Here is a 21731-nt window from a genome sequence, read left to right as displayed (position 1 = left end):
GATCACCCGTTCAGCTGCGCCACTGCCCAGGCGGCGGCGTCAGCCACGGTGGGATCAGGATCATCGCACATGGCACGTGCCACGGGCAGCAGATCCATCTGACCGCTGTTGCCAATGGCATACAGCACGTTGCGCACAAACCGGTCGCGCCCAATCCGCTTGATCGGAGAGCCTGAGAAAAACGCGCGAAACCCAGCATCATCAAGCTGGGCCAGCTCCGCCAATTTAGGCGCGCGCAACTCAGGGCGCGCCTCATAACGCAAATCGCTGGCCGCAACCGCAAATTTGTTCCACGGACAGGCCGCCAGACAATCATCACAGCCATAGATGCGATTGCCCAGTTTGGGGCGCAGTTCCGGCGTCACCGGGCCCTTGTGCTCAATCGTAAGGTAAGAAATGCACTTGCGCGCATCCATCTGATAGGGCGCGATAAACGCATCTGTCGGACAGGCTGTCAGACAGGCACGGCAAGACCCGCAATGATCCGGCTCTGCCGCATCAACCGGCAAATCCAATGTAGTAAAAACAGAGCCTAAAAAAGCCCAATTGCCAAAATCCCGGCTCACCAGATTGGTGTGTTTCCCTTGCCATCCCAATCCCGCGGCCTGCGCCAAAGGTTTTTCGGGCACCGGAGCTGTATCCACAAAAACCTTCACCTCGATCTCGGCCCCAGCTTCCGCAATCAACCACCGCGCCAGGCGTTTCAGGCGCTTTTTGACCAGATCATGATAATCCTTGTTGCGCGCGTAGACGGACACCGCGCCACAATCAGCTCGCGCCACCGCCGCCATCGGGTCTTCATCCGGCGTGTAGCTTTCGGCCAACATGATAACCGACCGTGCCTCAGGCCACAGTTGTGCCGGGTCTGCACGCCAATTCTGACGCTCTCCCATCCAGCCCATCTGGCCGTGAAACCCCCTCTCAACAAACTCCGCCAACCGCGCGGCCACCTCGGGCACATCCCAGGGCCTGCACACCCTACAAGACACAAAGCCTTCGGTATGCGCCTGGGCCACCAAACGGGCTTTCAAATCTGCCGGATCATTCATCTTTTCAAAAATACTTTCGGGGGTGAATTGGCCGCCAGCCAAGAGGGGGCAGACAGCCCCCAAATACCCTATCAGAAATCGAGATCGGCGTAATGGGGCGGTGGGCGGAAGCCCGCAATCTGATCCGCCAGGATCGAACGGAACGCCGGGCGTGACTTGATCTTGGCGTACCAATCCTTGACCGCGGCCGAGCGATTCCAGTCCACATCCGAAATGTAATCCAAACAGGACAGATGCGCGGCAGCCGCAAAATCCGCCAACGTCATCTGGTCTCCCGCAAGCCACCGGCGATGATCCAGCAACCAGGCCATGTAATCCAAATGATACTTGATCGCCTTTGCACCGGCTTTGACATTTTTACTGTCCGGGTATCCTTCACCCGTCACCTTCTTGTTCACCCGCTCATACAGCAGTTTCGAGGTGACCTCTTGATGGAACTTGTCATCAAACCATCCTACCAAACGCCGGATTTCCGCACGGGTTTCAGCGTCCTTTGGCATCAGGGAAGGCTCCGGTCGGGTCTCTTCAATGTATTCGCAGATTGCTGCACTTTCGGTCAAGATCATACCATCCAGCCGCAGCACCGGCACTTTGCCCGCTGGGTTGCGACGCAAAAAATCGGGATCCTGCTCCCAATAGCGTTCCTCGATCAGCTCAACTTCGATCTTTTTTTCTGCCAGCGACAGTCGGACCTTTCGACAGAAAGGTGAGAGCGGAACGTGATAAAGGCGGGCCACCTAAGCAAACTCCAAATATGCGATGTGAGAACCTTTGCACAGATGCCCAAATCGGGCAAAAGATTCAATCCTCGAAACACGCAGATCGACCATCTGCGCGGATCGTGGCGGCCCCATCGGCAATCCGTTCCGCACGACGCTGCAAGGATGCGCTTGGCCGCGCCGCAGAGCGTGCCTTGGGATTGGGTAAAACAGCCGCCAAAAGCGCAGCTTCACGCGCCGACAGCTCATCTGGGCCTTTGCCAAAATACTTGCGCGCGCCCGCTTCAACGCCAAAAACACCTTCGTCGGTTTCAGCAACATTCAAATAAACTTCCAAAATCCGCCGTTTGCTCCAGGTCGCCTCAACCAGAGGCGTCAGCAACGTTTCAACTGCTTTGCGAAACCAGCTGCGATGCTGCCACAGGAACACGTTTTTGACGACTTGTTGCGACAGGCTGGATCCCCCGCGCTGGCCGCCGTCCTGCAGAGCAGACTGGATCGCCTTCAGGTCAAAGCCCCAATGCTGGCAGTAATTGGCGTCTTCTGCAGCCACAACAGACCGCACAAGCACCGGGCTGATATGTTCAATGGGAACCCATTCACGATCCACATCACCCAGGCGGCGTTTCTCGGACCAAATCGTATGGGTTATGGGCGGGTTGACTACGGAATACAGCAGAACCAACGCAACGGTTGCTACAATACTTCCAAACACCAGACGCAACAGCCAACGTCGCAACCAGGCGATCGGCTGGAACCGACGTCTCGTGGCTTTGGATGATTTCTGCTTGCGACGTGCCTGAACTGCCATGCTCAATCTATAAAACAGTGAACGCCAAGGGTCCAAGGGCTGTTTCAGGAGAAAAAATAACCCGCAGGTTTTTTGCCTGCGGGTCCAGTTGGGGATTCTTTGATCTCTTTTATTCGGCCGGGATGACCGCATCCTCCAGCGATAGCGGATGGGGCAGCTTGTTCAGCATCTCTTTGGGGCAAACCTGGAGGAAGTTAAATTTTTCATTGTCCCAGTTTTGCAATATTTCTGCTGCTTTTCGGCTTCCGGTTTCCTTTAAATGCTGTTCGACCAGTGTCTTCAGTTCTGCTTCCCAGTGGGCAACAGTCACCTGGCACAGAACAAGCGATTCCATGTTCATCAGCGCTTCGGCCTGAGCCTCTGGATCATAGAGGTAAGCCATCCCCCCGGTCATACCGGCACCAAAATTGGCACCGATGGACCCCAGGATCACGGCAACCCCGCCAGTCATGTATTCACAACCGTTGGATCCGCAACCTTCGACAACAACCTTTGCGCCAGAGTTCCGCACGGCAAATCGTTCACCTGCGCGACCCGCTGCGAAAAGATACCCGTCCGTTGCACCGTAAAGCACAGTGTTTCCGACAATTGTGTTCTCACTTGCCGTCAGCGGGCTGATCTGCGGCGGGCGCACAGTGATGATGCCACCTGAAAGACCTTTGCCCACATAGTCATTGGCGTCACCGGAAACTTCCAGTTTCAGGCCAGGTGCCGCAAAGGCTCCCAGAGACTGACCGGCAGACCCTTGCAGTTTCACAGTCAGGTGATCGGGCTGCAGCGTATTGCGCATGCCAAAGTTTTGGACAATGTGGCTTGAGGTGCGGGTGCCGACGGTGCGGTGGGTGTTCTGAACCGCATAGGACAGCTGCATCTTTTCGCCTTCTTTGAGGAAGCGCGCAGCATCCTGGACGATTTCCGCATCCAGCGTATCCGGAACCGCGTTACGGTCCTTGTCGCGGTTGTAGACGATGTTGTGCGCCCCATCGACGGTGATCAGCATCGGATTGAGGTCCAAATCATCCAGATGCGCTGATCCACGTGAAACCTGCGCCAACAGATCCGCACGACCGATCACCTCGTCCAGCGACCGCGCACCGATCGAGGCAAGGATTTCCCGCACTTCTTGTGCGTAGAAAGTGATGAGGTTCACAACTTTGTCGGCGTTGCCGGTGAACTTACCGCGCAGCGCTTCGTCCTGGGTGCAGACACCCACCGGGCAGGTGTTCGACTGACACTGGCGCACCATGATACAGCCCATCGCGATCAAGGCGGCAGTACCGATGCCGTACTCTTCGGCCCCAAGCATGGCTGCCATCACGATGTCACGGCCTGTGCGCAAACCACCGTCGGTCCGCAGGGTCACACGGCCACGCAGGTTGTTCATCGACAGAACCTGATGCGCCTCGGTCAGACCCATTTCCCATGGCAGACCAGCATATTTGATCGAAGTCGCAGGCGACGCACCGGTGCCACCATTGTGGCCCGAGATCAGGATGACGTCTGCCTTGGCCTTGGCCACACCTGCTGCGATGGTGCCAACACCCGAGGACGCCACCAGTTTCACGGTCACCTTACAACGCGGGTTGATCTGCTTCAGGTCATAGATCAGCTGCGCCAGATCCTCGATAGAGTAGATATCGTGGTGCGGCGGCGGCGAGATCAGGGTCACACCTTTGGTGGAGTGACGCAGACGTGCAATCAAATCGGTGACCTTCATGCCCGGCAGCTGGCCACCTTCACCCGGTTTTGCACCCTGGGCGACTTTGATCTCCAGCTCTTCACACTGGTTCAGATATTCCGCGGTTACACCAAAACGGCCCGACGCCACCTGTTTGATCTTGGCCGACGGATTGTCGCCATTGGGCTCTGGGTGGAAGTGCGCTGGATCTTCGCCGCCTTCGCCTGAGTCAGACTTGGCGCCAATCCGGTTCATCGCAACGTTCAGGGTCTTGTGCGCTTCGGGGCTGAGTGCCCCCAGCGACATGCCTGGTGTCACAAACCGCTTCCGGATTGAGGTGATCGATTCCACTTCTTCCAGCGGCACAGGCTTGCCGATGGCTTTGATGTCCAACAGGTCCCGCAAATGGATCGGCGGATTGGATTGCATCTTGGCCGAGTATTGCTTCCACATCTCAAACGACGCGCGGTTACACGCCATCTGCATCATATGCATTGACGTGGCCTCCCAAGCGTGGGTCTCACCGGATTTGCGCGCCTTGTAGAAACCACCAATTGGCAGCACGCCTTCTGCCGAAGTCCAACCCTTTGCATGGATCTCTTCAGCTTTTTTCTGGATGCCGTGGATACCGATGCCGGAAATCCGCGAAGTCATGCCCGGGAAGTATTCGGCAACCATCGCACGGCTGAGGCCCACGGCCTCAAAGTTCAGACCACCACGATAAGAGGAAATCACCGAAATCCCCATCTTGGCCATGATCTTCAACAGACCCTGATCCACAGCCTCGCGGAAGCGGGCAACGTTTTCGGTCAAAGAGCCGTCCAGCAGGCCGCGTTCGATACGATCTGCCAGCGAATCCTCGGCAAGATAGGCATTCACAACGGTCGCGCCACAGCCGATCAGAACCGCAAAGTAATGCGGGTCGATACACTCCGCAGACCGCACGTTGAGCGAGCAGAAGGTGCGCAGCCCCTTGCGGGTCAGATGCGAGTGCACCGCCGAGGTGGCAAGGATCATCGGCATCGCAATTTTGTCGCCGTTGGAATGCTGATCCGTCAGAACGATATGTCCCGCACCAGAGCGCACGGCCTCTTCGGCCTCAGCACGAATACGCGCCAGACCCGCGTTCAGCGCCGCTTGGCCGGGTTCAAAGGTACAGTCGATCTCAACCAGCGGCGCGTTAAACTGCTCTACCAACTTGGCCCACTGCGCGTTGCCCACAAACGGGCTTTCGAGCACGATGATCTCGGTCTGCGAGCTGTCTTCGTCCAGCACGTTCTTGAGGTTACCGAACCGAGTTTTCAAGGACATCACCCGGTATTCGCGCAAACTGTCGATTGGTGGGTTGGTGACCTGGCTAAAGTTCTGGCGAAAGAAATGGCTGAGCGGGCGATACATTTTCGACAGAACCGCAGACGGGGTGTCATCCCCCATAGAGGCCAGCGATTCCTTGCCATCTTCGGCCATCGGCGACAGGATCTGTTCCAGCTCTTCGATGGTATAGCCTGCCGCGACCTGACGGCGGCGCAGCTCCTCGCCTTGGAACAGCGGCTGTTCCGTCACCTCTGCCAGCGACGCATCCACATCGTTGATCTTTTCAACCCACTCGCCAAACGGCAGCGCGCGCGACAGCTTGTTCTTGATCTCAGTGTCGTGGAACAGCTTGCCCTTTTTCATATCCACGGCCAACATCTGACCGGGGCCCAGCGCGCCCTTTTCGACGACGTGGGCTTCATCTATCGACACCATACCGGTCTCAGAACCTGCGATCACCAGACCATCGCCCGTCACCACATAACGCATCGGACGCAGACCGTTGCGGTCCAGACCCGCGCAGACCCAGCGGCCGTCGGTCATCGCCAGCGCGGCCGGGCCATCCCAGGGTTCCATGACCGAGTTGCAGTAGGAATACATGTCACGCCAGGCTTGCGGCAGCTCCAGCGCCTGCTTCGACCAGCTTTCGGGCACCAGCATGGTTTTTGCCATTGGAGCCGAGCGGCCTGCACGCACCAGAACCTCAAACACCGAATCCAACGCAGCAGAGTCAGAAGAGCCAGAGGCCACAATCGGCTTGATATCTTCCGCATGGTCGCCAAAGGATGCAGATGCCATGCGGATCTCATGGCTTTTCATCCAGTTTAGGTTGCCTTTCAGCGTGTTGATCTCACCGTTGTGGGCCAACATGCGGAACGGCTGCGCAAGCCACCACTGCGGGAAGGTGTTGGTGGAATACCGCTGGTGATACAGCGCAAAAGCGGATTCAAACCGCTCATCCATCAGATCGGGGTAGAAGACCGCAACCTGCTCCGCCAGCATCATGCCTTTGTAGATGATCGAGCGGCAAGACAGCGAGGCGATATACAGCTCACCCACTTGGGCAGCTGCGGCCGCCTTTTCGATGCGACGGCGGATTACATAAAGCTCACGCTCAAAGGTTTCCTCATCCACTCCTTTAGAGTTTGAGATCAGGATCTGCTCAATCTCGGGACGGGTGGCGTTTGCTTTTTCACCCAGGCAGCTGACATCCACCGGCACATGGCGCCAGCCATAGATGTAGTAACCCATGCGCAGAACTTCGCTTTCGACGATGGTCCGGCAGGTTTCCTGAGCCCCAAAATCCGTCCGCGGCAAAAAGACCTGACCGACGGCCACACGTTCATCGGTGCGCGGCTCGTGGCCTGTGCGTTTGATCTGATCGTAAAAGAACTCTTCCGGGATCTGAACGTGGATGCCAGCGCCGTCGCCGGTTTTACCATCTGCGTCCACCGCACCGCGATGCCAGATCGCCTTGAGCGCTTCGATCCCGGCCTCAACCACCTTGCGGCTTTTCTTGCCATCGATGGACACCACAAGGCCCACACCACAGGAAGAATGCTCTTCTGCTTCAGCGTAAAGACCGTTCTCCGCCATCCACTTGCGCTTGGCTTCTTCGGCGCGGACCCATTCTGCATCATATTTGGTCATATATCTGTACCTCTGTCAGGCGGCGGCGCCTCACCCGTTTGGGGGCGCACATGCCGCTGGTTGGGATGTTGTTTGGATTACTCGGCCGCAACGGCTGTGGCAGCGCCGAAACGTTCCAGGATCGCATTGGCGCAATCACGCCCGTCCTTGATCGCCCAGACCACCAGCGATGCACCGCGTACGATGTCACCAACGGCATAGACGCCGTCCATCTCGGTCGCACCGGTCAGGAATTCGGCTTTGATTGTGCCCCAACGCGTGACTGGCAGGTCCGGCTGGTTCCACAGGGTCGGCAGCTCTTCGGGTTCAAAACCCAGCGCTTTGATCACCAGATCCGCCTCTTCGACGTAATCCGCGCCTTCGATCACCTCAGGGGCCTGACGGCCAGAGGCATCAGGTTGCCCCAAACGCATCCGCTGCACCATCACGCCTGCAACCTTGCCGTCGGCATCGGTGAACCCTTTGGGAGCCGAAAGCCATTCAAAGATCACGCCTTCTTCTTCGGCATTTTGCACTTCGCGTTGCGAACCCGGCATATTGGCCTTGTCCCGGCGATAGAGACATTTGACCGAGGTCGCGCCCTGACGGATCGATGTACGTACGCAATCCATGGCTGTGTCACCACCACCGATCACGACGACCTTCTTACCTTCGGCGTTCAGCGTGCCATCTTCGAATTCCGGAATGCTGTCGCCAAAGTTTGAAGCCTTGTTCGACACGGTCAGGAAATCGATCGCCTTGACGATCCCTGTCGCGCCAGAACCCGGCATCGCCAGATCGCGGGATTTATACACGCCGGTGGCGATAACCACGGCATCATGCTTTGCGCGGATCTCCTCGAACGAGATATCCTCACCGATGTTGCAGTTCATCACAAAGGTTACGCCGCCGTCTTCCAACAGCTTGTTGCGGCGCATGACCACGTCTTTTTCCAGTTTAAAGCCCGGAATGCCATAAGTCAGCAAACCGCCAGCACGGTCATAACGGTCATAAACCGTGACCTGTACGCCTGCTTTGCGCAGCATATCCGCTGCGGCCAGACCACCAGGACCCGCGCCGATGATACCAACGGATTCTGAGCGTTCTGCCAGAGGAGCCGCAGGCTTGACCCATCCTTTTTCCCAGGCCGTGTCGGTGATGTATTTTTCAACCGCGCCAATGGTGACAGTGCCGTGGCCGGACTGTTCGATCACACAATTGCCTTCGCACAAACGGTCCTGCGGGCAAATGCGGCCACAGATCTCTGGGAAGGTATTGGTGGACTGGCTGGTGACATAAGCCTCTTCCAGACGGCCTGTTGCGGTCAAACGCAGCCAATCTGGGATATTATTGTGCAACGGGCAGTGCGACTGGCAATAAGGCACACCGCATTGGCTGCAGCGGCTGGCCTGCTCTTCTGCTTTGGCTGCAGCAAACTCTGCATAGATCTCGTCGAAATCTTCTCTGCGTTCTTCAGCGGTTCGCTTTTCGGGCATGTCGCGGTCGATCTGCACGAATTTGAGCATCGGTTGCTTGGCCACAGCTAAGAACTCCTTCTTGGCTAGCTCCAAAACCGGATATCTCAGAGCGTAGCGATTATTGGTAAACCTTGCTGACCTTTTAGGTCGTTCGTTACCTTGGTCATACCCAGATTCACGAGGATGTACAGAAGTTTTAGGTCCGATTCGGACTCAATTGAGAGACTTCCTTTTCATCCCAGTGACTTATACACAGTCCATAGAACTCGTATCAGTTTATCTCCGACGGAAACCCCCATGTCTTTGTTTCACCTCTTTATTGTCGCGGTTATCCAGGGGATTACCGAATTTCTTCCCATCTCGTCCTCTGGACATCTGATTCTGCTGCCGGAACTCACCGGCATGGATGATCAAGGCCAGCTTATTGATGTCGCTGTACATGTCGGCACATTATTTGCAGTTGTTATGTATTTCTGGAGCGACGTCCGCGACGGCTTGGTGGGGCTTGCAACACTTGCACGTGGGCGCACGGATACGCCGGGCGCACGGCTTGCGCTGGGTCTGATCATCGCCACAATCCCAACCGTTCTGTTTGGAGCCTTCCTGCATTTTACTGGCCTCAGCGACGCGCTGCGCTCCATGGCCGTAATTGGGTGGACCATGCTCGGGTTTGGGATTGTTCTTTATGTCGCCGACCAATGGGGCCCAACCCGCAAAGAGCTGGGAGACTGGGGCGTCAAAGATGCCGTGATTATGGGCCTGTGGCAGATGCTGGCACTGATCCCCGGGACATCCCGGTCTGGCATCACCATCACCGGTGCGCGCCAATTGGGGTATACCCGCGAAGACGGGGCCAAAATTGCCATGTTGATGTCGATCCCGACAATCATCGCATCGGGCCTGCTGCTGGGCATGGAAATGGCCGTCGAAGCCAATGCCGCCATTATCCGCGACGCGGCCATTGCGGCGGCGCTGGCCTTTGCCTCGGCGCTGGTGGCGTTGGTGCTGATGATGCGGCTTTTGCGCAGCGTCAGCTTTACGCCTTATGTAATCTACCGAGTGATCCTGGGTGTCATTCTGCTGATCATTGCCTACTCAGCCTGATGGAACATCCCAAAAAAGGAAAAGGCGCCCAAGGGCGCCTTTTGTCATTTGAACTGAGGGAGCGCCCTTAGAGATCGCCACGCAGATTGCGGGCGGATCCAACCATCTCGTCATATTGGCCAGAGGGGCGGAATTTCCACAGGTAATCCGAAAGAACTGAAGCCAGCGACACCGGGCGGATACCCAGATCGGCAAACCCCTTGGCCGCGTCTGAGACCACATTGTCAACCTTCAGGTTCCGCAGCTGATCCACGGTCAATGTCTTATTCTCGATCAGACCGCCAGAGAACTTCTGAACCATGTCAAAGCCAAATGCCATCAAGCCGGCGGCCATGCCCGGCAACGAGACAATGATCGCACGGCGGTGGATCACCTCCAGCATTTGTTCCATCAAAGCGCGGAAAGTTTTAACCTCGGGCCCGCCCAGCTCATAGGTGCCCGCCGCAGCCTGACCCAGCGCGCCCAGAACGGCGGCCTTGGCTACGTCATCCACAAACACGGGCTGGAACTTGGTGTTGCCGCCCGCGATCGGCAGAACCGGAGCCATACGCGCCATCGCGCCAAATCGGTTAAAGAACGCGTCTTCGGTGCCAAAGATGACCGAGGGGCGCAGAATGATCGCATCCGCGCGATGTTCCAAAACTGCCGCTTCGCCGGCGGCTTTGGTCCGCGCATAGGCGCTGTCGCTTTCAGCATCCGCGCCAATGGCCGAGATGTGAACAATCTGAGGAATGTCCTGCAGCGCAGAGATCCGCGCGATGCGCTCCGCCCCGTTGGCATGCACTGCTTCAAACGTGTTCTTACCAATGCCATTCAGAACGCCCACGCAGTTCACAACCGCATCAGCACCTTCCATGACCGACGCCACCGAAGCGTCATCGCGGATATTGCACAGAACCGGCTCAACCTGACCCGGCACGCCATAGGGTTTGACATACATTGCCTCGTTGGGACGACGCACCGCAACGCGCACCCGCCAGCCTTCCTTGGCCATGCGCCGCGCAATATAGCGCCCCACAAAGCCGGACCCACCATAGATCGTGACCAGTTTGGACATCTGTTGGCTCCTAAAATTAGCTATGGACCTGATTTATCGCCGTCAGGGGTGCCGAACAAGGCGCAAAACGATGTTGATTGAAGTCAAATCCGCGCGTTGCAGCAAAGCCCACATCCCAAGCCTGTGAAGTATATTATTTTGCAAAAACGTCAAAATATCGTTTGACGTCCCCAGCGACTCCCCTTATACGCCCGCTTCACGACATCTGTGCCCAGATGGCGGAATTGGTAGACGCGCTAGCTTCAGGTGCTAGTGTCCGTATGGACGTGGAGGTTCGAGTCCTCTTCTGGGCACCATCTTCCCCAAAACTTCAATCCCCCCAAAGATGGCAGTGCAACCAAGCGCTTAAACGGCTGCGTATTGGATTAACATCTTGTTTTCACGTCGTGATTTTCCAAGCCAATTATTGTGCACCCCACCTCATTTTGCACTTGCGGCCTTCTGAAAACCCGCTTATACGCCCTCCTCACGACATCTGTGCCCAGATGGCGGAATTGGTAGACGCGCTAGCTTCAGGTGCTAGTGTCCGTATGGACGTGGAGGTTCGAGTCCTCTTCTGGGCACCATCCCCCCCAATAGAGCTGATCTATCGCCTCTGACTGTTGAGTCGGATCGACAAAACACCTATGTCGCTTTGCAGGATCAGCGGCCCTTGGTGCTGCGGCACAGCCAATGGGACAAGGGGACGAATCTGGTGGCGAACCATCTTTATCAAAATGACCTGCCGGATGGTTTAGACCTTGGATCCGTTGTCGCCATCGACTGTGAAACCATGGGGCTCAACCCGCATCGCGATCGCCTTTGCGTGGTTCAATTGTCCGCAGGCGACGGCAATGCACATCTTGTTCAGATCCAAAAGGGGCAGACCGATGCGCCGAACCTTGTTGCGCTTCTTGTTGATCCAAACGTGCTGAAACTGTTCCATTACGGCCGCTTTGACATTGCCGCGCTTTATCACAGCTTTGGCGCGCTGGCCGCTCCGGTCTATTGTACCAAGATCGCAAGCCGCCTGACTCGGACCTATACGGATCGCCATGGGCTTAAGAATCTAACGCAGGAATTGCTGGGGCTGGATATATCCAAACAACAGCAGATGAGCGACTGGGGCGCGCCAAAACTGACAGCCGCACAGTTGGACTATGCCGCGTCGGATGTGCTGCATCTCCACAGACTGCGCGCGGTTCTGGATCAAAGGCTTGCACGCGAGGGCCGGAGTGAGATCGCCGCCGCCTGTTTCCAATTTCTGCCCACGCGCGCCAAACTGGATTTGGCAGGCTGGCCGGATATTGATATCTTTGCACATTCCTGAACGATAAAAGCCCGCAATGGACCGTTACTCTCGCATGATTGCCCTGCTCAAAGTGGTTTTGCCACTGGCAGCGCTTGTGTTGTTATCAACAGTTTTTTTGATCTCTCGCGGCAGTGATCAAGAGGCCGCAATTCCCTTTGCCCAGACCGAGATCGAAGAGCGTATGCGCGGGCAACAGGTCACTGGTCCTTTTTTCGCGGGCAGCACTGCGGATGGTGATGAGATCGTGGTCAGTGCCGAGAATACACGATTTACACAAACCTCCGGCGAGGCCACCGCAACAGCGTTGCAGGCGACCATTCGTTTCGTTTCAGGCGGCTCTGTCACATTAAGTGCAGACAGTGGCTCCTTGGGCTCAGATATGGAAGTTGCGCAGTTCAAAGGCCAAGTGGTTTTGCAAACCGACGATGGAATGCGGGTTGAAACCGAACGTCTCGATACGCATCTGAATGAAATAAATGCCAAAGCACCGGGAACGATCCGTGCAACCAGCCCATTGGGTCAACTTACCGCCGGATCCATGTCGATAACAACAGAATCTCAAGGAAACTCAGTCCAAATACTGTTCAACAACGGCGTTAAATTGGTATATCAACCATAAAGTCCAGAAAGATAAAGCGATATGTTCCTGCGTGCGCTCCTTATTGCCTTCTACACCTTTTGTGTTCCTGCTCTTGCGGCAGCACAGGGGACAATCGCGTTTGGGTCTGTAAAAACGGATCCTAACGCGCCGGTCGAAGTCTCTGCCGAAAACTTAGAAGTCAACCAAACAGACGGCACTGCACAATTCTCTGGGGATGTTGTTATTGTCCAAGGCCTCATGCGGCTTTCGGCTGACACCGTGCGGGTGACTTACAAAACCGGCGACGATCAACAAAAAACCGGAATTCAAAGCATGCGCGCGACGGGGCAGGTGATCCTGGTAAACGGGGATGACGCGGCCGAGGCCGAAGAGGCCGAATACAATATCGACTCCGGCACGATAATCATGCGCGGCAATGTGCTGTTAAGCCAAGGCGACGCTGTTTTAACATCAAGCCAGATGACCGTTAATCTGAACAGTGGAACTGCCCAGATGTCAGGTCGGGTCAAAACTATTCTCAATCCGAACGGTAACTAATGGCACGCCCCCAACTCTCTGTCACCGAAGGTTCATCCGGGCTGCGTATCGAGAAACTGCGGAAATCCTACCGCAATCGTGTGGTCATCCGCGACGTCACCCTGTCGTTGAACCGGGGCGAAGTTGTTGCGTTGCTGGGCCCAAATGGCTCGGGCAAGACTACGACGTTTTACTCCATTGCCGGCCTAGTTTTCCCCGAAGGTGGCGCTGTTTCGATTGACGGGCAGAATGTAACGTCCCTGCCCATGTATCGCCGCGCGCGGTTGGGTATTGGCTATCTGCCACAAGAGATGTCGATATTCCGGGGTCTTTCGGTCGAAGACAACATCATGGCCGTGCTCGATATCTCGGAAAAACATGCGCATAAGCGTCGCGAACGTCTCGAAGAGCTGTTGTCTGATTTCTCGGTTGAGCATTTGCGTCGCGCCCCGGCCCTAGCGCTGTCAGGTGGGGAACGTCGCCGTGTTGAAATTGCCCGCTGTCTGGCTGCGAACCCCAGCTATTTGCTGTTGGACGAACCTTTTGCAGGCGTCGACCCGATCAGCGTTGGCGATATTCGCCATTTGGTCGCGGACCTCAAAAAACGCGGTATCGGTGTGTTAATCACCGATCACAACGTACGCGAGACTTTGGAAATTGTGGACCGGGCCTATATCTTGCACGATGGGCAGGTTTTAATGTCCGGCAGCCCGGAAGAAGTGGTGCAAAACGAAAACGTGCGCCGTGTCTATCTTGGCGACAGTTTCCGCATATCCTAAAACGCAAACGCCTCGACAAATCGTCGCAATTGCCCCTGTTCCCAGCGGCGAGGTCCTGCCAATTTTAGGTTTGCCATTGACTCTCCCGCTGGTTTGTCATCGAATTGTTTCATGGCACAGATGCAATCCTTTGCAGCAAATCGGACAGCCTTGATCGCAAGGCCCGGTGCCCTGCAACCGATATCTCTGCCTGTTACACCTATCTGAATCCAGTTCTAAATTTTCTGGTCGCTGTTGCGACCGGGCTGTTCAGATGAGCAAAGAGCAAGGAGATCCCATGCGTTACAAAATCAGCGGAAAACAGATCGACATCGGCGAAGCTCTACAATTTCACGTACAATCCGAATTGGGTGAAGTTGTTGCAAAATATGCTGAGCGACCTACGGACGCGACTGTGGTTTTTTCGCGTTCTGCGCATGAATACGTATGTGAGGCCACCGTTCACCTGTCGACAGGTTTGACCGCGCAGGCCAAGGCGCATGCTACTGAAATCTATGCCGCTTTTGACGGCTGCAATGAAAAGATGGAGAAACAGCTGCGCCGGTACAAGCGCCGCCTGAAGGACCACCATCGCGACAGAAGCGAACCGGTTGAACTTTTGGGGGCCGCATCTTATATCTTGGCTTCGGAATCGACCGAGCATGAAAACGAGCCGGAATCGCTGCAACCCATTATCGTCGCCGAAATGGAGACCAAGATCCCCTCGCTTTCTGTTGGGGAGGCGGTCATGCAGATGGAACTTGCAGGCTCTCCCGTGTTGGTTTTCCGAAATGAAAACAAAGATGGTCTAAACGTTGTGTACCGCCGCGAAGACGGCAATATCGGTTGGATCGACCCGTAATAGGCTGATAACGGGCCGAAATGGCACCCGAGCGGAGCAAGTAAATGCAGATTTCCAAGATCCTCAAGCAAGAGGCAGTGCGTGTTATTAGCTCTGCCTCCAGCAAGAAGCGCCTGTTTCAGGAGATCGCGGATATTGCGCATGGAATCCATGGTCTTGCTCCAGAAAAAACGGTTGAGGCTCTCTTGGAGCGAGAGAGCCTTGGTCCCACCGGTGTGGGCCATGGCGTTGCGCTGCCCCATGCACGTCTGGATCACCTCGAAGAGGTGGTCGGCGTTTTTATCGTTCTGGAAAAACCGTTGGATTTTGGTGCCGTTGATCGCCAGCCGGTCGATATCGTCTTTGCGCTGTTTGCACCCGAAAGCGCGGGTGTCGATCATCTGAAGGCGCTGGCGCTTGTGTCGCGGACCCTGCGCGAACAGAGCTATTGCACCAAGCTGCGCTCAAACCCGGATCCGAGCACGCTTTATACCATTCTGACGGAAAACCAATCGGTGCAAGCTGCATAACTGCGCTTCTTTCAGCCGTTTGGCGCAACCCAGTCTCTAAACCCAAACATCATGTAATCCCGCCGATACGCGGCACGCGCCTTGTCTTCCAAGGCGCGCGTATAGATATCGGCCAGTCGCAACGTTTCTTCCCCCGTGAACTGCAGGGTCGGTGCAGAGTTTTGTGTCACTTTGCGCGCCAAATGGGGAAGATCCTCCGCCAGATCCTCTTCGCGCAGCACCAGATCAGGGGCGCAGAATTCCTCAAACCCGGACAAGATTTGCGATTGGCTTGCCCATCGTGCATCCACCCGAACAGATGTCTGCCCATTGAGGTTTTGCTTTAAGAAATCCAAGAAGCCAGAGAAGACCGCAGCGTGGTTTTCGCGGTCCTTCTGTATCAGATTTGGCTGCACCTCATGTCCCTGCTGGCGCAGCGATTGACGCAGCTTTTTGGACAGCTGGCTTTGGCCGTGTACCACAACCTCGACAAAGGCCGCATGGGCCCGGGCCAAGGGGTGACGCAGCACCGTAAACCGTCGATGACCCGGATGTGCATTCATCCATTGGCGCAGATCTTTCTGTCCACCAATCTCCAGCAACGGCTGGGGTGCACCGTCCAGCGCTGCCATCCATTTGCACACCTCGGCTCTTGGGGCACCAGGCATCGGCATAAACAGCAGCGGACATGTCGGCGCAGCCAAATAGCTGCGCACGTTGGGCCCACGGCGGGGTTCAAAACAAGGGGTACGCGACAGGTTGAACGTGTCAATTGTCGCCAGCGCTTGGATCATTTCCTCTGGGTTAGAGACTTTGGACAAAGCCGGTGACGGATTTTGACGTTTCAGTTTGTCATCCAACCCGTCAATGCCATTTGGCAGACCCAGCCAATGCGCCAGTCCATTTAAAACGCCAACGCTTTGCAGATCCTCATACGCGACATAAAATGGCGTTTGCCCCCGCCTTTGCAACCCCTCCTGCAGGCGAAGCTGAAACCCCTGCAGCCGATCCAGATGTTTGGTGAACTCAGCCATATCAAAATCGACCAGCGCATCTTTGCGCTGTTTGACATTTGTCAGCTTCCACTGCCCCGTCTCTTTGGCAATCTTCAACGAGATATAGCTGTCAAGCGGATTGCGGGTCAGGATGATTTTTGCACAGCGCGCATCATCCAAAACCGGCTCTAACACGCGCGGATCATGTTCATGGAAATAGCGAAACCCACCGAACCCTTGGTGGGCTTTGATCCGGCTGATTATTTCCATCGGATCGTTTTCACGCGCATCCAACGTGACGCCCAAGACGTCATCCGAATTTGGATAGCCAATAAAATGCGGGTTAAACGCCTCCCCAAAACTTGTCACACCCTCAATCGAGTTGAGGTTGCTTTCCAGGAAATTCGAACCTGTGCGCATTTCGGCAAAGATCACAAAGTAATCAAAATCTGCGGGCATATCAGCGGACCAAATAGGGTTTACGCGGCAAAGACGGCGTTTGGGCTGGACCGGCTTCCAAGGGGAAATCCCCCATCAAATAAGGATGCATGCCCTGGTTTTTCAGGTTTTGCAGGAACTGGCCAAAGCCGTCCAAATTGACCATCTGCGGTGCTTCGGTGAGATGGCGATGATGCCCTTTGGTGATCTCATCCACAATGACCTGCAAGGATTCCATGGGCGATTCAATAAATTCAGCCATGGTCCAGATCCGGATGCGTGCATTGGCCCATTGAGAGCGCAAAACGCGCAGCTGCTCCGCCTCGATCTGTTGCAGGCGGGCAGCGTCCCGGCGCAATTCGGTGAACCCTTTGCCGGATTTAAACAAAGGCACCGCCCAAGCGCCGGAAATCACCGAAATCTGTGCATTGGTATCCCGCGCCATCAGTTCCATGGCCCCTTGTGAATCCATCGGGCCAAATTGAAAACACTGCCGCTCGCCACGCGTGTTCCATATGAAGTTTGTCAAAAACCGTTCAGGATTGTAATCGCGCAGCTTCGCATTGTCGCTGAGTGCCCCGTTGTAAGAGCTCTGGCCATCCACAAAACCCACCCGGTCGGGTGCAAACAGATGCCCATGCACGCGGGCCTCGGTGGCTTTGAACAACCAGGTTTCAAAGTCCTCAAACAGTTCGCTGAACCCTTGAAAGACAGAATACTCCCCGGACGTAACCCCGTTTTCCAAACCGTACCTTGGCAGACGGCTCTGCATATAGAGCCCAGCCCGTCCCCGTGTTCTGCGCTCCACGGCTTTGGAGAAAATCCGGTCGATTTTGCGTGGGTTTGGCTCTGTTCTATTGGCGTGGCTTTCAGGTGGATTCAAAAACGCATGATACAGGCGATCCGCATGGGGCCAGATTTTGCGTGCCACAAAACAATCGGACCGGCGCAGCAAATGCAGGTGATCATCGTAGAAGACATGCGGTTTGCCCTGATAGTCGAATTTCGACAATGTCAGCGATCGGCTTTCGATCCGGCGCGCGTGCTGGCGCACCAACGTCTGATAATAGCTTTCATCCGGAATCCAGACCCGGCGGAAGTACTGATCATAGGTTCCGCGTTCTGGATCATTCAAAATCGCAGTCAACGTTTTCCGCGTAAGGCACCACCATTGGCTGCCCATATGTGGAACAAGCCCCGGTGGGATCCGACGTTTCAAACGGATTTTGCGCTGCAACCGCACATAGCCATCAAACAAGGCGCGCTGCCGTTTCCAGGAAAAAGGAAACCGCAAGGTGAACCGCTCAACGCTCAGCCCACCGACAATCCACGGCACATCCGCCGTTGTCGCGCTTTCGATGAAATCTGTGGTCGGACGTTCCGACAGATAATCCTGCAGCTCGCTAACAGGGCGCAACGGCAGGCAAGAGCCTGAGGTCAAATACACATGATTGACCTCAGGGTGCATCCGCAACATCTGCTCGGACGCGGCTTGGGACGCAGCTACAATGCCCCAAGTGCCCCATTCACACCGATGCCGTTTGGAAAAACTGATCAACGGCTGCGATTTCAATGCGGCTGTGAATTCTGAATTGGCATGTTTTGACACTTGCGAGTCCACATGGATTACAACCGGGCAACCGGCCGCCGCCCAATGGCGTGCCACCTGCGCCGCACGCGACAAAGCTGTGTGCACCATCATGACGATGCCCACCGCGCTCATGCCCAGTTTCCTTTGGACATCAGACCCAGAATTTCCAACTGGCGCCAATTGATGTATCGCTCACTCCATTTACACCACAGCTGCGGTTGGCGTTCCAACTCACGTACATAGGCTTGGTATTCTACGGAATGGGCATAGTGCTGGCCACGCGTTTGCTCTTCGTTGGCTTTGGCTGCAAAAGTGTCGAGGAATTTTGTATGCAGCAGGACGCCACTGGCTTTCTCACCACCGCCGCTGTCATAGACCTGGTTAAGGCCACGCGGCAGCAACATATGCGTGGAACTGACATAGGCATATCTACGGTCCCATTTGACCAATGGGATCTTGTTCAGCGCCGGTGCTTTTTTCGGTTGATCCGGGAAGAAGACGCGCGACCGCACACCGCCCTGGATCCATAGGTTGCCATAAGTAGGGTTGCGCTTGACCGAGTAATTGCCGCTGTCGAACCAATGCGCGATCTCCAAGGGATCCTGGCCCGGCTCATAAGGTTCTGCATTGATCGCCCCCTTGGGGTACACATCAAGCAGCATGGCAGAAAAGCTGCGGATCGATGCATCATCCAGCCAGTCCGTCAACGCCCGCAACGGTCGCGTGTCGCAGAACGGATAGACAAACAGCTCATCCGGGTCGACCACCAGCACCCAATGCCCATGGGCATAGCGCCGTTTCAAGTGGTTCATCCAATCCACACCAAAGGTCGCCCGTTTGTAACTGGCGGTAGTTCGCCAGACTGACACGTCTGCCATCCCCGACAGATATTCGGACGTCCCATCTTCCGAACCATTGTCCACAAAAAGGAAATGATTCACGCCGAGATTTCGGTAATACCGCAGGAAGTAGGGCAGTCGAACCTGTTCATTCCGCATGGTGGAGACCAACAAAATGTCCCCTTTGCGAATGTTTTTTGTATTGTCCTGAAGGGCTGACAGATCACGGGATTTGCGCATGGACCGGACAATCCGGCGTTTGCGCCGCAATCGCATGCGATAAGAATCCCAAAGCCCCAATTGTCCGCCCACTTTTGCAAAAATGCGATCCCAGCCTGCTGCGCGGACCAGATCCTCTGCTTTTCGCCAATATGTCACGGTTAAACCATGGGTTTCAATGCATTTAGAAAGCGTTACAAAACTTCTGATTTTACGTGTTTGATCAATCACGCCACGCGATTCTCGACATCAATCCCAGATCGACCAATTGGCTGGGACCGGTATATTTCTGCGACTGCGGCTGCCATAAATCTGGAGCTGCCATCAGTTGAACGTAATAGCCGTCAAAATCCGACGGTGTATGAAAATGCTGTTGCCGCGCCTTTTCGGTTTCCGACTTGGAAACGATCTCTGGCAGGAATTTCGTGTGCAACAAGACGCCAGAGGGCTGTGAGGTGCCGGGGCCGTCGTAAATTGCATTCAAATCGCGCGGCAGAATGGAGTGCGTGGAATTCACATAAGCATACGCGCGATCCCATTTGACCAATGGGATTTTGTTCAATGTCGGAGATCGTTCGGGGCGATCTGCAAAAAACACCCGCTCGCGCGCGCCTCCTTGCAGCCAAAGGTTCCCCAATGGCGCTTGCCGCTCTGCCCGATAAGGCCCCGTGTCAAACCAGTCCAACACCTCTGTTGGATCTTGACCCGGTTGGTAGATTTGATGGGACAGGCGTCCCTTGGGGTAAAGATCCAGCATCATGGCACCAAATCCTTGGATCCCCTGCTGATCCAACCATCGGGTCAGATCCGGCAATCCCTTCTGGGCGCAGCTATCAAACACCAACAGCTCATCCACATCCACCGTCAAAGACCAGCGATCGTGGCAATACTTGCGCTGCAGCCAAGTGCTCCAATCCAAACCAAAGCGCGCCGCGCGATACCCCGCCGTGCACTGCCACACAGAGACGTCCTGTTGTGTCTGAAGATAGGCTGCGCTGCCGTCCGCGCTGCCGTTGTCGATCATCAGAAAATGTGCAGCGCCAAGCTTGCGGTAGTAATCGAGGAAATAGGGCAATCGGCTGCGTTCATTGCGCAGCACGGTGACAACAATCACCGCGTCCGGCGCAAAGGTGCGCAGTCGCAACTGAACCGGATGCAACTGGTGCCGCGCACGAAAAGCACGCCACAGCAGGCGCTTTCGCTTGAGCCGCAAACGATAAGCCGCGCGCCAAGAGACACGCGGCATCGACAGGTCAGAGCCCGCCTTGTTCATTACTGATCGTAGTGGCCGCTTTGATGCCAACGCCACGCATCTGCGATCATTTCATTCAAGGTAGAGCGTGACGGCTCCCATCCCAAATCCTTGATCGCGCGGGTCGAGCCCGACACCAGTTTGGTACAATCCCCGGCGCGGCGATCACCTGTGTTATAAGGCACCTCTTGGTTGGTCACCGAACGAGAATGTTCAATCACCTCCATGACAGAGAACCCGGACCCGGTGCCAAGGTTAAACACCTGGCTGCCCTTGCCGTCTTCCAGCCATTTCAAACCCAGAACATGCGCGTCGACCAGATCGCAAACGTGGACGTAATCACGAATACAGGTGCCATCCGGCGTGTCGTAATCGGTGCCAAAGACGGTCAACGCATCTCGTTCGCCTTTGATCGCCTGGATCATCAGCGGGATCAGATGGGTCTCGGGCTGATGGAACTCTCCGACCTCTGCCTCTGGATCTGCGCCTGCCACGTTGAAATAGCGGAAGATGACAGAGCGCAAACCATAAGCCGCCTCAAAATCCTTGAGGATGTCTTCGACTGCGCGCTTGCTGGCACCATAGGCATTCAGCGGCTCTTGGGGCGTGTTTTCATCCAACACAACGTTGTCGTGTTCGCCATAGGTCGCGCAGGTGGAAGAGAACACAAAGTCCATACAGCCTGCCGCCACTGCCGCCTCGATCAGATTGAGTGAGCCACCCACATTATTGGCCCAATATTTGCCAGGCTGCGACATGGCTTCGCCAACCTGGCTCAGCGCGGCAAAATGCATCACAGCAATTGGTTTATGCTTGGCAAAAACCTCATCCAGCCGAGCGCGATCCGTCAAATCACCTTGTTCAAACGGGCCAAATTTAACGGCATCCTGCCAACCCGTTACGAGATTATCATAAGTAACGGGCGTATAACCCGCCGCTTTGAGCGCTTTGCAGGCGTGCGAGCCAATATAGCCCGCACCGCCAGTTACAAGAACAGTTTTCACACCGTTGGTCCTTTGTCCGTCAAAGTCTGTCAGATGAA

At 55.6% G+C, this 21731-nt stretch carries 18 protein-coding genes and 2 tRNA genes; 9 read left to right on the top strand and 11 right to left on the bottom strand.

All coding sequences use genetic code 11. The annotated features are described in order from the left end of the window. Positions 1-2: 2 nt before the first annotated feature. The 5 genes from queG to GFB49_RS07480 all read right to left on the bottom strand — a co-directional run bounded on the left by queG (position 3) and on the right by GFB49_RS07480 (position 8741). Positions 3-1049 (bottom strand): tRNA epoxyqueuosine(34) reductase QueG, encoded by a 1047-nt coding sequence (gene queG, locus GFB49_RS07500; protein ID WP_153215229.1) that lies wholly within the window; start codon positions 1047-1049, stop codon positions 3-5. A 71-nt stretch (positions 1050-1120) separates the two neighbouring features. Beyond that, entirely contained in the window at positions 1121-1786 is a 666-nt protein-coding gene (gene fzlA / locus GFB49_RS07495) for an FtsZ-binding protein FzlA (protein WP_343032511.1), read from the bottom strand. 64 nt (positions 1787-1850) lie between these two features. Then, positions 1851-2579, bottom strand: a complete 729-nt coding sequence (mtgA, locus tag GFB49_RS07490) for a monofunctional biosynthetic peptidoglycan transglycosylase (protein ID WP_153215228.1) — start codon at positions 2577-2579, stop codon at positions 1851-1853. Between the two features lie 109 nt (positions 2580-2688). Then, complete coding sequence (gene gltB, locus GFB49_RS07485; protein ID WP_153215227.1) at positions 2689-7221, bottom strand: glutamate synthase large subunit; 4533 nt, start codon at positions 7219-7221, stop codon at positions 2689-2691. A 77-nt stretch (positions 7222-7298) separates the two neighbouring features. Then, a complete protein-coding gene (locus tag GFB49_RS07480; RefSeq protein ID WP_343032510.1) occupies positions 7299-8741 on the bottom strand; it encodes an NAD(P)-dependent oxidoreductase in 1443 nt (480 codons plus the stop codon). Positions 8742-8975: 234 nt separating this feature from the next. Between GFB49_RS07480 and GFB49_RS07475 the strand changes: the two genes are divergently transcribed. Continuing rightward, positions 8976-9782, top strand: a complete 807-nt coding sequence (locus GFB49_RS07475) for an undecaprenyl-diphosphate phosphatase (protein WP_153215226.1) — start codon at positions 8976-8978, stop codon at positions 9780-9782. A 67-nt stretch (positions 9783-9849) separates the two neighbouring features. Here GFB49_RS07475 and GFB49_RS07470 read toward each other — a convergent pair whose 3' ends face one another. After that, the gene (locus GFB49_RS07470; protein WP_153215225.1) at positions 9850-10839 is read right to left on the bottom strand and encodes a complex I NDUFA9 subunit family protein; all 990 of its coding nucleotides are present in this window, start codon (positions 10837-10839) and stop codon (positions 9850-9852) included. Between the two features lie 209 nt (positions 10840-11048). On the opposite strand from GFB49_RS07470, the gene GFB49_RS07465 reads away from it, so the two are divergent. From GFB49_RS07465 to GFB49_RS07430, 8 genes are all read left to right on the top strand, one after another. Further along, positions 11049-11135 (top strand) — tRNA-Leu (locus tag GFB49_RS07465). Between the two features lie 183 nt (positions 11136-11318). After that, positions 11319-11405: transfer RNA gene (locus GFB49_RS07460), tRNA-Leu, on the top strand. A gap of 128 nt (positions 11406-11533) precedes the next feature. Further along, on the top strand, positions 11534-12148 hold the full coding sequence (locus GFB49_RS07455) for a ribonuclease D (RefSeq protein WP_343032509.1): 615 nt from the start codon (positions 11534-11536) through the stop codon (positions 12146-12148). A gap of 16 nt (positions 12149-12164) precedes the next feature. Further along, complete coding sequence (locus tag GFB49_RS07450) at positions 12165-12749, top strand: hypothetical protein (protein ID WP_153215224.1); 585 nt, start codon at positions 12165-12167, stop codon at positions 12747-12749. A 21-nt stretch (positions 12750-12770) separates the two neighbouring features. Continuing rightward, on the top strand, positions 12771-13268 hold the full coding sequence (gene lptA, locus GFB49_RS07445; RefSeq protein ID WP_153215223.1) for a lipopolysaccharide transport periplasmic protein LptA: 498 nt from the start codon (positions 12771-12773) through the stop codon (positions 13266-13268). After that, positions 13268-14026 (top strand): LPS export ABC transporter ATP-binding protein, encoded by a 759-nt coding sequence (lptB, locus tag GFB49_RS07440; protein WP_153215222.1) that lies wholly within the window; start codon positions 13268-13270, stop codon positions 14024-14026. Before lptA ends, lptB begins: the two co-directional genes overlap by 1 nt. Positions 14027-14303: 277 nt before the next feature. After that, positions 14304-14867, top strand: coding sequence for a ribosome hibernation-promoting factor, HPF/YfiA family (hpf, locus tag GFB49_RS07435; protein ID WP_153215221.1), 564 nt, complete (start codon positions 14304-14306; stop codon positions 14865-14867). A gap of 44 nt (positions 14868-14911) precedes the next feature. After that, a complete protein-coding gene (locus GFB49_RS07430; protein ID WP_153215220.1) occupies positions 14912-15376 on the top strand; it encodes a PTS sugar transporter subunit IIA in 465 nt (154 codons plus the stop codon). Positions 15377-15387: 11 nt separating this feature from the next. Here GFB49_RS07430 and GFB49_RS07425 read toward each other — a convergent pair whose 3' ends face one another. The 5 genes from GFB49_RS07425 to galE all read right to left on the bottom strand — a co-directional run bounded on the left by GFB49_RS07425 (position 15388) and on the right by galE (position 21693). Further along, positions 15388-16809: a sulfotransferase family 2 domain-containing protein gene (locus GFB49_RS07425; RefSeq protein WP_153215219.1), complete on the bottom strand. Its 1422-nt coding sequence runs from the start codon at positions 16807-16809 to the stop codon at positions 15388-15390. 1 nt (position 16810) lies between these two features. Next, positions 16811-18511 (bottom strand): DUF5927 domain-containing protein, encoded by a 1701-nt coding sequence (locus tag GFB49_RS07420; protein WP_153215218.1) that lies wholly within the window; start codon positions 18509-18511, stop codon positions 16811-16813. Then, positions 18508-19494: a glycosyltransferase family 2 protein gene (locus GFB49_RS07415; protein WP_153215316.1), complete on the bottom strand. Its 987-nt coding sequence runs from the start codon at positions 19492-19494 to the stop codon at positions 18508-18510. The genes GFB49_RS07420 and GFB49_RS07415 overlap by 4 nt, the downstream gene beginning before the upstream one ends. Before the next feature lie 166 nt (positions 19495-19660). After that, positions 19661-20710: a glycosyltransferase family 2 protein gene (locus GFB49_RS07410; protein WP_246149647.1), complete on the bottom strand. Its 1050-nt coding sequence runs from the start codon at positions 20708-20710 to the stop codon at positions 19661-19663. Then, on the bottom strand, positions 20710-21693 hold the full coding sequence (galE, locus tag GFB49_RS07405; RefSeq protein ID WP_343032508.1) for a UDP-glucose 4-epimerase GalE: 984 nt from the start codon (positions 21691-21693) through the stop codon (positions 20710-20712). The genes GFB49_RS07410 and galE overlap by 1 nt, the downstream gene beginning before the upstream one ends. Between the last annotated feature and the right edge of the window lie 38 nt (positions 21694-21731).

Origin of the sequence: Tritonibacter litoralis, assembly GCF_009496005.1 — a bacterium.
GTDB lineage: Bacteria > Pseudomonadota > Alphaproteobacteria > Rhodobacterales > Rhodobacteraceae > Epibacterium > Epibacterium litoralis.
The sequence above is the reverse complement of the archived record's forward strand: the minus strand, read 5'-3'. Positions and strand labels throughout refer to the sequence as shown.